The following is a 15,193-nucleotide window of genomic DNA, read 5'->3' as shown; positions in this document are numbered from 1 at the left end:
CCTAGAGACAAAAACACCATATTTAAGGAGAGGAATGAAAGATGGTTCGTAGTAAGCACTTCAGTGCTTAACCTAAGCGCTAAAGCGCTTACTACAAACACTTGATAGAAGCGTAAGTCCTAGAGACGAGAAGAGATCCATACTTAAGGAGAGGAATGAAAGATGACGTTGAATAATTTTAATAGTGAGGTGAGGGATTCGGATATTGCCATTATTGGGATGTCCGTTAATGTGCCGGGAGCAAAAAATATTGATGAATTCTGGCAGAATTTAAAAAATGGGGTGGAATCGATTCAGTTTTTCTCGACAGAAGAGGTTTTAGCTTCTGGGGTGAAGCCGGAATTAGCCTATCATCCTAACTATGTCAAAGCTAAGGCGGTGGTGGATGATATCGATAAGTTTGATGCTGAATTCTTTGGGATTCATCCCAGGGAAGCCGAAATTTCTGACCCCCAACATCGTTTATTTTTAGAATGTGCGCGATCGGCTTTGGAAATATCGGGTTACGATTCCCAAAGTTATGATGGACTGATTGGGGTTTATGCAAGTGCGGGAATCAGTCGATACTATTTGCAGAATATTTATGGCAATCGTGAGTTATTAAAGTTTTTTGATGATTTTCAACTGTACTTGGCTAATGATAGCGAGTTTCTTGCCACTAGAACTGCTTATCGATTGAATCTCAAAGGGCCTGCGATTAATGTTCAAACCGCTTGTTCGAGTTCTTTAGTGGCTGTTCATTTAGCTTGTCAAGGGTTACTGAGTGGAGAATGCGACATCGCGTTAGCTGGAGGTGTCACCCTGAAGGTAAATCCTGAAATTGGCTATTTGTACCAAGAGGGAATGATTCATTCTCCTGATGGTCATTGTCGCGCGTTTGATGCTCAAGCAAAGGGAACAGTTGGGAGTGGTGGAGTGGCGATTGTCACGCTGAAACGAGCGACAGAAGCGATCGCCGATGGGGATTACATTTATGCTCTAATTAAAGGGTCTGCTATTAATAACGATGGTGCGGTGAAAGTCGGTTATACAGCACCGAGTGTTGAAGGTCAAGTGAATGTGATTCAGTCGGCTCAATCTGTAGCTGATGTAGCACCAGAAACGATTACTTATATTGAAGCTCATGGTACGGGAACGCAACTTGGAGATCCGATCGAAATTGCGGCATTAACTCAAGCATTTCGCGAGAGTACGGATCAAACTCAATTTTGTGCGATTGGTTCCCTCAAAACAAATGTGGGACACTTAAATAGTGCTGCTGGTGTTGCGGGTTTAATCAAAACCGCTTTAGCAATTAAGCATCAGCAAATTCCCCCCAGTTTACATTTTGAGCATCCCAACCCCAATATTGATTTTGCCAATAGTCCATTTTATGTTAATACCAAGTTATCTCATTGGGAGAGTCAAGAAGCACCTCGACGAGCGGGAGTGAGTTCTTTTGGTATTGGCGGGACGAATGCACATATTATTCTGGAAGAAGCTCCCACGATTAACAACCCAAATCGGGAGCAAAAATATCCCGAACAATTACTCATTTTATCCGCTAAAACCCCAGCCGCTCTTGAGCAAGCAACTGAGAATTTGGCACACCATCTGCAACAGCATCCCGACCTAGATTTAGGGGATGTTGCTTATACTTTGAGTGTGGGACGTAAAGCCTTTGAACATCGGCGGATAGTAGTCGCTGCAAGTATTGAAGAAACAACGAATCATCTCTTATCAAACTCTGCTTCCCTGGTGACAGGAAAGGCGAAAAAGAGTCCCCCATCCGCGATTTTTATGTTTTCCGGACAGGGTTCTCAATATGTCAATATGGCGCGGGGTTTATACGAGCAGGAAAAGGTATTTCGCGAAACGGTCGATCGATGTGCTGAATTATTGTTCAGCGACTTGAGATTGGATTTGCGTTCCCTGATTTACCCGGAAGCTGAACAGGAAGAAAAAGCCGAACAACAACTGCAACAAACTGCGATCGCACAACCCGCGTTATTTACCATAGAATATGCTCTGGCTCAACTGTGGCAATCTTGGGGTATTCAACCGGCGGGATTTATTGGTCATAGTGTGGGAGAATATGTCGCAGCTTGTTTAGCAGGAGTTTTCTCCCTGGAAGATGGACTTTCCTTGGTAGCAGCACGAGGAAAGATGATTCAACAATTACCACCCGGAGCTATGTTATCTATTCCTCTTGCTCCGGAAAAAGTACAACCCTTTTTAAATGAATCAGTAGCTATTGCTGCGATTAACGAACCCTCTCGTTGTGTTGTTTCTGGAACTATAGAAGCGATCGCAGCTTTAGAAAATCAACTAAAAGCTCAAGGAATTGAAATACGAAGATTGAAGACTTCCCATGCTTTTCATTCGCCAATGATGGAGCCAATTTTAGATGCTTTTAACCGTCGAGTGGCAAAAGTTAAGCTGTCTTCGCCTCAAATTCCTTTGGTTTCTAATGTTACTGGGAATTGGATGACTCCAACCCAAGCCACCGAGCCAAAATATTGGAGTCAACACGTAAGATACTTGGTAAATTTTGCTCGCGGGATTGAGTGTTTTCTCAACAACCCAGACCAAATCTTGCTAGAAGTTGGACCCGGAAGAACATTAAGCACCTTCGTCAAGCGCCATCCGCTTTTCAAAGCCACCCAAGTTGTCTTGAATTCTGTACGTCATCCGCAAGAAACCGAGTCAGATATTCGGGTTGTTTTGAAAACCTTGGGACAGCTTTGGGTTAATGGTGTAGCGGTGAATTGGGATTGTGTTTATCAGGAGCAATCGTGCGATCGCATTCCTTTACCTACCTATCCCTTTCAACGTCAGCGCTATTGGGTAGAACCAAATAAAACTACTCAAACTACTCAATCTCCCAATGTGGCTATCGATTCAGATTGTTCCCCTAATGGTAAGCATGAAATGACTCCTCAAAGCTCGAAATTATTGATTTCCCCTACTTTTAACCTGATGAGTGATCTCAAAGAAATTTTCGCAGAAATATCGGGACTAAATCATCAGGCTTTTGATGAGTCGGCAACCTTTTTAGAAATGGGGTTTGATTCATTAACCTTAGCTCAAATTGCCCAAGCTTTAGAAAAACGATTTAAGCTCAAATTGACTTTCCGACAACTGATTCAAGAATTTTCTACCCTGAAGCTGTTGTCTGAGTATTTGAGTGCAAACTTACCCCCAGAGTTGGTTAAACCCATCCAAACAACCCCAATTCCATCCAATCCCGTCCCTATCAAAACACCGCCTGCTTCCCCTGCGAACCAACCCGATATTCAATCTATCATCACTCAGCAATTGCAAGTGATGTCCGAGCAGTTAGCGGTACTGCGCCAATGGGACAGTGGTGTTCGTCCAGAGGCGCAGAATCCGCAAAGGGGAAATAATTCCGCCACCAATGGATTTGATAGTACTCGAAGTTCCCAGCAGGAAACATCACCAAATCCCAAACCTTTGACTGTGGGAACCCGGATTCAAAAAAATCCCAAACAAGCGTTAAACCCAACTCAGCAAAATTTTCTCCAGGACTTAATCGAAAGATATACAACAAAAACAACTAAATCAAAAGCACACACTCAAGCTAACCGCTCTCATTTTGCCGATCCTCGCACCGTTTCTGGGTTTAATCCCACCCTCAAAGAAATGGTTTATCCCATTGTTACCGCTCGTTCAGCAGGAGCCAAACTATGGGATATAGATGGGAATGAATACATCGATTTAGTCAACGGTTTTGGCTCTAACTTTTTGGGTCACTCATCCCCTCTGATTCAATCTGCGATCGCAAAACAACTGGAACAGGGAATAGAAATTGGACCAATGACGCTTCTCGCCGGAGAAGTCGCACAATTAATTTGCCAGATTACTAACTTCGATCGAGCCACATTTTGTAATACGGGTTCAGAAGCCGTATTAGGAGCGATGCGAATTGCTCGCACTGTGACAAATCGCAGCAAAATCGCCATTTTTTCAGGAGGTTATCACGGCATTTGTGATGAGGTAATTGTTCGTCCTACCAAAGACTACCGAGCCATTCCCGCCGCTTGTGGTATTATGCCAGAAGCACTCCAAAATATGGTAGTGGTTGATTATAACAATCCTGAATCCTTGAAAATTCTGGCTGACTTAGCAGATGATTTAGCTGCGATTTTAATTGAACCCGTGCAAAGTCGCTATCCAGATATTCAACCCCAAGAATTTCTGCGTCAGCTTCGTCAATTGTGCGACAAATCGGGAATCGTTCTGATTTTTGATGAAATGATTACGGGTTTCAGAATACACCCATCCGGAGCGCAAGCAGCATTTGGCGTTCAAGCAGATATCGCCACTTACGGCAAAATTGTGGGAGGAGGAATGCCCATCGGCGTAATTGCCGGAAAATCCCGCTTTATGGATGCTTTAGATGGCGGATTTTGGCAATACGGAGATGAATCTGTCCCCGAAGTCGGTGTCACCTTTTTAGCCGGAACTTTTGTGCGTCATCCGTTAGCAATGGCAGCAGCTAAAGCAATACTGTCTTATTTTCAACAAAATGGTGCGGAGTTACATACCCAGTTAAATCAGAAAAGTCATCAAATGGTGACAACCCTAAACAATTATTTTGAGTCAATTCAAGCAGCAATGAAAATGGTGAATTTTGGCTCTCTGATGATGCTGAAATTTACCCAAGATATCAGTTATTCTGAACTGCTTTTCTATTTATTGCGAGAGCGAGGAATCTATATCCAAGAAAACCGACCCATCTTCCTCACCCTAGCCCACTCTGATGGGGAAATTCAAGCGGTAATTGATGCTTTTTGTGACAGTGTTAACTCACTGCAACAGGCAGGTTTTTTCGGACAGATGGTGACTGCGATCGATACCAAATTAAGCGAACATCCAGAAAATCAGCCCCCTCTCCCAGGAGCTAAATTAGGACGAGATACCCAAGGGAATCCGGGTTGGTATTTTCAAGATAAACAAACAGGCGTTTATCAACTGATAAAAAGTTTGTAGCTCGCTCAATCGGCGAAAAGGTTTGTAGTAAGCGCTTAAGCGCTGACTACGAGCGGTATCTTCAAGATAAACAAACAGGTAGTTATCAACTGATAAAAAGTTTGTAGCTCGCTCAATCGGCGAAAAGGTTTGTAGTAAGCGCTTAAGCGCTGACTACGAGCGGTATCTTCAAGAGCGACAAACAGGCGTTTATCAACTGATAAAAAGTTTGTAGCTCGCTCAATCGGCGAAAAGGTTTGTAGTAAGCGCTTAAGCGCTGACTACGAGCGGTATCTTCAAGAGCGACAAACAGGTGTTTATCAACTGATAAAAAGTTTGTAGCTCGCTCAATCGGCGAAAAGGTTTGTAGTAAGCGCTTAAGCGCTTACTACGAGCAGCTAAAGCGCTTAAGCGCTTACTACGAGCGACTTTTATTCACCAGTTCGGGAGCATTCAGTATATGTCACAACCTCTTTTCATCCCTGTAGATTTTGACCCGTTTGCCAAGGGGGAACTACAGTCAACTGTCCCCACCACAGAATCACAACAGGAAATTTGGCTCTCTGTACAGATGGGAGACGATGCTAATTGTGCCTTCAATCTCTCAATGGTGCTGAATTTATCTGGCTCCCTCAATCTAGAGGCGTTGCATTTTGCTCTGGAAACGATCGTCGAACGACATGAATCTCTTAGAAGTACCTTTAGTCCCGATGGTCGTCAGTTATGTATTGCTCCTAGTATCAAATTCGATATACCTTTGATTTCTCTAGAAGAACTATCTATTGATGAGCAAAAACAAGCATGGCAAAATATTCAAACTGATGCCGTCAAGCAACCCTTCGATTTGATTTGGGGACCTTTATTTCGGGTCAAATTAGTTAGGCTCATTCCCCAAGAACATCGGCTTCTGTTTACAGCCCATCATATTATTTTTGATGGTTGGTCTTTAGGCATTTTTTATTCTGAATTGTCAACCCTTTACAATGCCAAAAAACGAGGTAAAATTCCCAAGCTTCCTCATGTTATTCCCTTTAGTGAATACGCTCTATGGTCGCAACAACAGATGAGGACAGAAGCCTATCTATTGGCTGAAAACTATTGGTTAAACCGACTTAATCCACCCGTTCCTCCCTTAAATTTGCCTACAGATCGTCCCTATCCCCAAGAGCGAAGTTTTAAGGCGGATCGGGAAGATTGGGAGATTTCTGCCACAACTATCGTCCCCCTGAAAAAAATCGGGATGAGTCAGGGGGCTACATTTATGATTACGTTAACGGCAGCTTTTGAAGTTTTTCTCTATTCCCTCACCCAACAGTCAGATTTTGTTCTCGGTATTGCGATCGCCGGACAATCGGTAAGCGATAAATTTCAATTAATCGGACATTGCGTGAATTTGCTCCCTTCACGCACCAAGGTTAACCCACAGATAAATTTTGCCGATTATTTGCGCTGGCGTTCTGACACTTTAATGTCAGATATTGAACATCATCAGCTAACATTTGGGAGTTTACTGAAAAAGTTAAAATTGACCCGACAGCCAAACCGAATTCCTTTAATTTCGATTAGATTCAATGTCGATAGAGTGACTAAACCGCAAAAACTTCACTTAGACGGATTAACGGTTGAAAGTTCGATTGGAACCCGATATTACGAAAACTTCGAGCTATTTATTGATGCTTTAGAAACCGAGGAGCAATTATTGTTGCGGTGTTACTACAATACAGATTTATTTGAAGCTCAAACAATCTCTAGCTACCTGCAAGAATTTGAGCGGCTACTTAATAAGATTGTGGATAGTCCCCAATTGACGATTGCTCAATATGCAGAACAACTCAGTCTTGAGATGCAAGCGCGATGTTTACGGATACCAGATGAATCATCTGTCGCCAAAGTCAATAAAAATGGTAAGATGACCTCATGGCTTCAGCAAAGGAGAAGGCCAAAAACAGTCTTGACGGTCGGTACGCTGGAAGCGCAACTGATTGATATTTGGGAAAATCTTCTCCAAACTGGACCGATTTCTGTTGAGGATGATTTTTTTGATTTGGGAGGTAACTCTTTGCTGATGATGGTTCTGGCGGCGGAGATTGAAAAACAATTTGCCATAAAATTGCCGTTACGTTCATTATTTTATGCATCGAGTATAGAGAATTTAGCTAAGATAATCCGTCAGAAAAAATCAGATTAAAGTTGTGCTAAAAAGGGCAACTATAGCAGTGAGCGAATCGTGTATTTACAGATTCCGATTAAACTGAATAAGTCCACTATCAGCATACCTGATACTCCTAAGAAACACAGGGTAATTGTAGGGGCAGGTTTAGATATTAACCTTGTACACCACACCGATAAGATTAAAACAAAACCTGCCTTCCCCCACCCAGATTGAAGTGTGTTTCTTAGGAGTTATATCGTTATTCAGCCAGCCCTTCTTGAGATAAAGAACTCTGCTGCAAGGAGAACAAGGAACTTTCCAAAATCACCAAAATGGTGACAACAAAAACGAGTATGCCCCCAGCTTCTAGGATTAATGAAGCACCATAGCGGTCTGCTAATATGCCCCCGAACAAATAGCCGATTGTCGTACCCAACTGCCCTAGAGAATTACGAATACTAAAGATGCGTCCTTGTAGCCGTTCGGGTACCCACTCCAGCCAAATTGCGGTACTTGAAGCATTGACGGCAGGTCCGACTACACCATAGAGAAAAGTAAAACCCATCGCCAATCCCACTGTCGGACTTATCCCTAGAGAAGCTCTACATAAACCGCAAGCAGGCATTCCTATCAGTAACGCCTGTACCCGTTGGGAAAAACCTCCGGTTGCTGTGACAGCTATACTACTAACTATCCATCCAATACCATAAGCCGTTTCCAGACTTGCCAAAACACCAGGACCTGCATGGAAGACTTGGGTGACAAGCAGTGGCAGGATTGAAGGAAGTGTAATTCCGATGTTGACTAACATGAAGAACACTAAAAGTATCGTTAGACCACGGTTTTGACACATAAAGTGCCAAGCTTCAATCAAGTCTTGCTTGTAGTCATCATTGGCTGTCCACAAACCCTGTTTTTCTCTGTCCAGAAGCGGTGGAAGTTTCACGAAGATTAAAGAGACAAAAGAGATAATAAAAGTCAGCAGTTGCACTCCCAAAATTTGAGACACAGCAAACCAATTGAATAACAATGTTGCTATGATGGGTCCAAAAACTGACTTTGAGGCGTGCATGAATTCTCGGATTCCAGCAAGTTTGCCACGACCTTCTGGGGTGATGATTTGACTACAGGCTGAGAGGAGTGTGGGTTGGTGGACTGCTGCAAGCACGCTAGAGAGTACAGCGAACAGCACCAACAAAGGTATATTAATTTTCTCTAGGGCAAAAGCTGCAATGATTGGCACAAGCAGCACTGCGTTGAGCAAGTCGCAGACCAGCATGATTTTCTGCCGTGGCAGTCGGTCTACTATAGGAGCAAGTAACGGACCCAATAAAATGCCAGGTAGCATAGATGCGATCAGCTGTATAGCAATTAGCGTACCTGAGTTATATTTGGCGGTCAGCCACCACACGATAGTAAAAGTACTGATTCCGCTTCCCAATACAGAGAGAAACTGTCCTATGATTAGCAAAAAAAAGCTAACCCGATATCCAGGAAAGAGCATGATTAAAGACTCAAAAATTTTTAGGACTTACGTAACTGGCACACTCTTCCTGCATCAAATACGGTAATTATTTCGGCTGAATGTGTATTTTTATTTTCCCACGCCACTTAAATCCAGTCAATCACTTCGAGAGGATAAATATGCGTCAGTCCTGAGTAAGATAAACGGGTCTGACGCGCACCCATCCGGGTTTCTATGAAAAATAGTTGGCAAAGGCAACTAGAGATATGCCGACCGCACGAATCCGCGCATCCGCGCAGCGCAAGCTTCCGCGAACGACGGTCTCACCTTTGTTTCTTTTCTCATCCTGCGTCAGTCCTGATAACTTGACAAAATAAGTGTTGCCTTATACTTCGCTATACTTTAAATTGTGGTACAATTAGAATTTGACGCAAGTTGAGATCGCCCCAGAAAATTTGCCTTTTCAACATCAAAAATTGGTTACATAATAATTATTATAATCAATACTTTTAACTCCAAGGCGCTCGATATCGCTTGGATAGGTGCAAGTCCACAGTTGCAGGTGCGATAGAGTTTTAAACCATGATTGCTATCCCTGGTTACAAAATCGTAGAACAGATTTACGCCCGGTCAAAGACAGTCGTATATCGCGCCGTTAGGGAAATCGATCGACAATCGGTGATTATCAAAAGTTTAAAAACAGATTATCCTAGTTTAAAGGACATTGCCCAAATCAGACAAGAGTATGAAATTGTCAAAAATCTCGGTATACCAGGCGTTGTAAAACCTCTGGGTTTGGAAAATTATAGTAACGGAATTGCGCTGATTTTAGAAGACTTTGGTGGAATATCGCTCCACCGAGCGATCGCATCGGAACAAAAAATAGAATTATCCCGCTTCTTGCACCTAGCCATCCAGCTAGCAGACGCCATCGGTCAACTGCATCAAAACAATATTATTCATAAAGATATTAAGCCGGACAATATCGTCATCAATTTAGAAACAAACTCTGTAAAAATTATCGACTTTGGCATGGCAACGCGTCTGGCAAAAGAAACCGAGAGAATTAGCAATCCCAACTTAATAGAAGGAACGCTAGCTTATATTTCTCCCGAACAAACCGGAAGGATGAATCGAGATATCGATTACCGGACTGACTTTTATTCTTTGGGGGTTACTTTTTATGAAATGCTGACGGTAACCCTACCTTTTACCGCCAAAGACCCAATCGAATTGGTACACTGTCATATTGCTAAAATACCAACTCCACCCGATAGGAGCGAACCAGAAATTCCGCCAGTGGTTTCTGAGATTGTAATGAAATTGTTAGCCAAAACAGCGGAAGACAGATATCAATGTGGTTGGGGGCTAAAAGCTGATTTAGAAAATTGTCTAAATCAATGGTATGCTACAGGAAAAATAGAAAACTTTCGTTTGGGGACGCAACAAATCTCAGAAAAATTTCAAATTTGCCAAAAGCTTTATGGTCGGGAAGCCGAAATAGCAACGTTGCTTGAGACATGCGAGCGCATTTTTCAAGGCACAACAGAACTAATGCTAGTTTCTGGTTATTCAGGAATTGGCAAATCGGTATTAGTAAATGAAATTCACAAGCCCATTATAGCAAGGAGCGGGTATTTTATTTCCGGCAAATTTGACCAGTTTAAGCGAAATATTCCTTATATTGCGGTGATTCAGGCTTTCCAGGAATTGATGCGCCAGTTGCTAACAGAAAGTGCTGAGAATCTGGAAATTTGGAAAAAGAAACTTTTAACAGCATTGGGTCAAACCGGACAAGTTATTATTGATGTCATTCCCTTCGAACTAATTATTGGAAAACAACCAGAAGTGCCGGTTTTAGAACCAACCGCATCCCAGGCTAGATTTAATTTAGTATTTAAACAATTCATTCACGTTTTTACAAGAGAAGAACATCCTTTAATTGTTTTCCTGGATGACTTACAGTGGGTCGATGCAGCTTCGCTAAAATTAATCCAATTGCTTGTAACAGACCCAGATAGTAAATATCTATTGCTGATTGGAGCATATAGAGATAACGAAGTTAGTGCAACTCATCCTTTAATGCTGATTTTGGATGAAGTTAAGCTGACAAACAAGGTTAATACTATCATCCTTAAACCTTTAGATATAAACAACATAAACCAACTTTTTGCCTTGCCCCTGCAAGAGTCAATCAACCTTTTTGAATTGGCAGAACTTTTGCTAGAAAAAACCCGTGGTAATCCCTTCTTTTTAAAGCAGTTACTTAAATATATTTACCAAGAAAAAGTTTTGTTATTTGACATGCGTTCGCGCGTCTGGAAGTGGGACATCGACCGAATAAAAAAAATGGGTATAACTGATAACGTTGTTGAACTGGTCGGCAAAATTGAAAAATTAGATGAAAAAACTCAGAATGTTTTAAAATTAGCGGCTAGCATAGGAAACAGATTTGATTTAAACGTTTTGTCAATTGTTAACGAAAAATCTCTTCAGGAAACAGCAGCAGACCTATGGGGAGCGCTTCAGTCAGGTTTAATTATACCTTTAAGCGATGCTGACAAAATTACCCTAGCCTTTGAAAAAGAAGAACTGGAAAAATTGAATAGATTACAATCGGCAATTACCTACAAATTTTTACACGACCGGGTGCAGCAAGCAGCTTATGAAATTATTCCAGGCGCCATTAAAAAACAAATTCACCTAAAAGTAGGCGAACTGCTGTTAAAGAATACCCAGCCAGATAAAATTGAAGAAAATATCTTTGATATTGTCAATCAATTGAATATTGGTGCTGAGCTAATTACCAGTAATTCAGAAAAATATAAATTGGCAAAACTCAATCTGATAGCAGGTCAGAAAGCAAAGGCGGCGACAGCTTATGACGCTGCTGTCAGATATTTACGATTCGGTTTAAAATTACTGACAGAAGATAGTTGGGATTGTCAGTACGATCTGACTTTTTCCCTTTCTGATGCAGCGATAGAAGTTGAATATTTGAATACAAATTATCTCGAATCTAAACAATTAATTGACAAGGCTTTATCACAAGCTCATAGCGTCTTAGAGAAAGCGAGGATTTACAAGAGAAAAATTTATTTTTCTACCATTCAAGGCAATTTAATCTCAGCTATAGAGACAGGATTGTCAGCATTGGAGATACTGGAAACGCCTCTAACAAACGCTTCAGAAACTAGCAATAGTTTGATGTTTGAAACGAGTCAAATAGCCGATTTAGCAAATCTGCCAATTATGACTGATGCTGTCAAAGCAGCAGCTATTAAAACTTTAATTACTATAATACCACCCGTTTATTTTGGTAAGCCAGAATTGTTGTTACCAGTCATCTTATCGATTGTAGATTTATCGATTAAGTATGGGAATACGGCGCGGTCTGCTTATGGATATTGTTTGTATGGGTTAATGCTGTGCGGATTGTTTAACGATTTCGATCGCGGTTATGAATTTGGGCGCTTGTCCTTGAAAGTTTTAGATCGATTTCCCTCCGCTCCGATTAAGTGTCAAGTTCACAAAGTATTTGCCAGTCATATTCAACCTTGGAAAGAACCCTTGCGGCGTGCGATCCCTAATTTTCTCACCGCGATTCAAACCAAACTCGAAACCGGCAATGTTGAATACTTGGGTTATGGTAGTACCGAATATTGTATGTATTTATTTTTATGCGGCGAAAATCTAGAATACCTAGAGCAAAAGTATGGGTCTTATGAGGAACTACTGGAAAAGCTGAAACAAGAGTTAGGAACATATTATATAAAAATTGGTCGCCAAGCCGCCTTAAATTTAGCGGGTAAGGCAGATAATCCTTGCATTCTAACAGGTGAAAGTTTCAGCGAAGAAACAATGCTGCCCATGGTGGTTAAAGCCAATTTTAAAATGCTAATATTTTGTTTCTATCTTTTCAAGTTAATTTTATTATATTTGTTTAAAAAATCCGATGATGCTGTAGAATATGCCGAATTAGCCACCACCCAACTAGACGGTGTAGTCGGTATTCTTTATGTTGCCGAACATAATTTTTATTATTCTCTAGCACTTCTGGCGCGGTATCCCCAGCTGCGGGAAAGCGAGCAAGCAGAATGCCTGAAAAAGGTGACAAAAAATCAAGAAATGATGCAAATTTGGACAGTTCATGCAGCGAGTAATTTCCAGCATAAATACGACTTAGTAGAAGCTGAGAAAGCGCGGGTTTTGGGACAAACTTTAGTAGCAATGGAATTATACGATCTTGCCATTCAGGGTGCTAAAGAACAAGGATACACCCACGAGGAAGCACTAGCAAACGAATTAGCAGGAGAATTTTATCTTTGCCTGGGCAGAGAAAAGATTGCTAAAACTTATTTAACAGAAGCTTACTATGGATATACTTGCTGGGGAGCAACGGCAAAAATACAAGATTTGGAATCCAGGTATTCCCAGTTAATTGTCCAAAATTATGACCCAGAACTTACCGATACTAAATCAACAACTAAAACCACAACTTTTGGCGCTTCCGGAGTTTTGGACTTGAGGACAGTGATTAAAGCATCTCAAGCGCTATCCGGCGAAATAGAGCTAGCAAAATTGTTGAATAAGTTGATGAAAATTGTCATAGAAAACGCCGGCGCTCAAACCGGATTGCTGATTTTAGGAAAAAATGGGCAACTGTTTATAGAAGCAGCGGGTGCAGTCGATAAAGATGAAGTTGTTGTGGGACAATCAACAGTAGAAACCGGGGATATGCTGCCGTTATCGGCGATAAATTATGTAGCAAGAACCAAAGAAAATGTAGTTTTAAATAATGCAACTACAGAAGGACTCTTTACGACCGATCCTTATATTACCAGCAAGCAACCAAAGTCTATTTTATGTACTCCTATCGTCAATCAAGGTAAATTAATCGGGCTACTTTATTTAGAAAATAATCTAACCGCTGGTGCATTTACTCCAGAGCGTATAGAGGTTTTAAACATTCTATCTTCTCAGATTGCCATTTCTCTAGAAAATGCCCGGCTTTTGGAAAACCTAACACTTGCCAAAGAGCAGTTAGAAGACTATTCGCGCACCCTGGAATTAAAAGTAGAAGAGAGAACTCAGGAATTACAAGAAAGTCACTTGCAACTGCAACAAGCTAAAGAAAAAGCCGATGTGGCGAACCGAGCAAAAAGCGAATTTTTATCTAATATGAGCCACGAACTCAGAACGCCTTTGAATGGAATTTTGGGTTACGCGCAAATCCTCAAACGAAATACTCGGAAATTAGCTGGAGCAAAGGCAGATGTCGAGCAACAAAAAGAAGGGCTGAATATTATTCAACAGTGCGGCGAACACCTGCTGACCCTAATCAACGATATTTTAGACCTTTCTAAAATCGAAGCCCAGAAAATGGAAATACAACCGCAGGATTTTCATTTTCCCAGCTTTCTTAAAAACTTGTGCGATATCGTTCGCATTCGAGCGGAACAAAAAGCTATTGCCTTTATTTACGAACCCATTCATCCCTTACCTGCGGGGGTGAATGCTGATCAGAAAAGGTTAAGGCAAGTTTTAATTAATTTACTAGGCAATGCGGTCAAGTTTACCGACTCTGGCGGCGTCACTTTTAAAGTAAAGGTGATAGATAATCCAGAAGAGCATAACCCATTACCGATTACCAAAATACGCTTTCAAATAGAAGATACGGGTATAGGCATGACACCGGAACATTTAACAAAAATCTTTTTGCCCTTTGAGCAAGTAGGAGAGCGACGCCGCAAGACTGAAGGGACGGGTTTGGGATTGGCAATTAGCCAGAAAATAGTCGAGCTAATGGGGGGCGAAATTAAAGTTAAAAGTACCTTGGGTCAAGGTAGCGTTTTCTGGTTTGATTTGGATTTACCAGAACTTGAACAATGGACTGATGCTCCCCAGACCGAACAACGTAATATTATCGGTTTTAAAGGGGAAAAACGCAAAGTTTTGGTAGTGGACGATAAGTGGTCAAATCGGGCAGTATTGGTGAATTTACTATCGCCTTTAGGGTTTGAAATTATTGAGGCAGTCGATGGTCAGGACTGTCTGAAAAAGGCTATTGAGTTTGAGCCAGATTGTATTTTAATGGATTTGGTAATGCCAGTGATGGACGGCTTTGAAGCGACTAGGAAAATTCGGCAGTTAACCGAACTCAAAGGGGTGGTAGTAATCGCTACATCTGCCAGCGTTTTTGATCGGAATCAACGCCAGAGTTTCCAGGCAGGCTGTAACGATTTTATCTCCAAACCTGTGGGTTACGAGATACTTCTTGAACGTTTGCGGGTGCATTTGGGTTTGGAATGGATTTACGAAGAAAAGGAGGAAGTAGAAAAGATAAAGGATGAAAATCAGCAGTCACTTCAAACGGCTATTGTGCCTCCGCCGAGGGAGCAAGTCAACGCTTTGCTCGATTTGGCAATGCGTGGCAACATCAAAGCCATTCTGGAACGAGTTGCTTTAATTGAACAATTGGATGAGAAATTTGTGCCGTTTGTCACCGAGGTGCGAAAGTTAGCCAAAGGTTTTCAGGTCAAACAAATTCGCGAGTTTCTCAAAGCTTATTTACCTGGAAATAATATTCGCAATTGAACTGATTG

Annotated in this window: 5 protein-coding genes; 4 read left to right on the top strand and 1 reads right to left on the bottom strand. The window is 41.6% G+C overall.

Annotated features, from left to right (window positions below):
- Positions 1–162 precede the first annotated feature (162 nt).
- The 3 genes from MiSe_RS31130 to MiSe_RS31120 all read left to right on the top strand — a co-directional run bounded on the left by MiSe_RS31130 (position 163) and on the right by MiSe_RS31120 (position 7,357).
- A complete protein-coding gene (locus tag MiSe_RS31130) occupies positions 163–4,992 on the top strand; it encodes a type I polyketide synthase (RefSeq protein ID WP_226587484.1) in 4,830 nt (1,609 codons plus the stop codon).
- A 439-nt stretch (positions 4,993–5,431) separates the two neighbouring features.
- Positions 5,432–7,159: a condensation domain-containing protein gene (locus MiSe_RS31125; protein ID WP_226587483.1), complete on the top strand. Its 1,728-nt coding sequence runs from the start codon at positions 5,432–5,434 to the stop codon at positions 7,157–7,159.
- Positions 7,160–7,198: 39 nt separating this feature from the next.
- Positions 7,199–7,357, top strand: a complete 159-nt coding sequence (locus MiSe_RS31120) for a hypothetical protein (protein WP_226587482.1) — start codon at positions 7,199–7,201, stop codon at positions 7,355–7,357.
- 25 nt (positions 7,358–7,382) lie between these two features.
- Here MiSe_RS31120 and MiSe_RS31115 read toward each other — a convergent pair whose 3' ends face one another.
- The gene (locus MiSe_RS31115) at positions 7,383–8,627 is read right to left on the bottom strand and encodes an MFS transporter (protein WP_226587481.1); all 1,245 of its coding nucleotides are present in this window, start codon (positions 8,625–8,627) and stop codon (positions 7,383–7,385) included.
- Positions 8,628–9,170: 543 nt separating this feature from the next.
- On the opposite strand from MiSe_RS31115, the gene MiSe_RS31110 reads away from it, so the two are divergent.
- Positions 9,171–15,185 (top strand): hybrid sensor histidine kinase/response regulator, encoded by a 6,015-nt coding sequence (locus MiSe_RS31110; RefSeq protein WP_226587480.1) that lies wholly within the window; start codon positions 9,171–9,173, stop codon positions 15,183–15,185.
- Positions 15,186–15,193 lie beyond the last annotated feature (8 nt).

The organism is Microseira wollei NIES-4236, from assembly GCF_020521235.1.
Classification (GTDB): domain Bacteria; phylum Cyanobacteriota; class Cyanobacteriia; order Cyanobacteriales; family Aerosakkonemataceae; genus Microseira; species Microseira wollei.
This window is presented reverse-complemented; position numbering and strand designations above follow the sequence as displayed.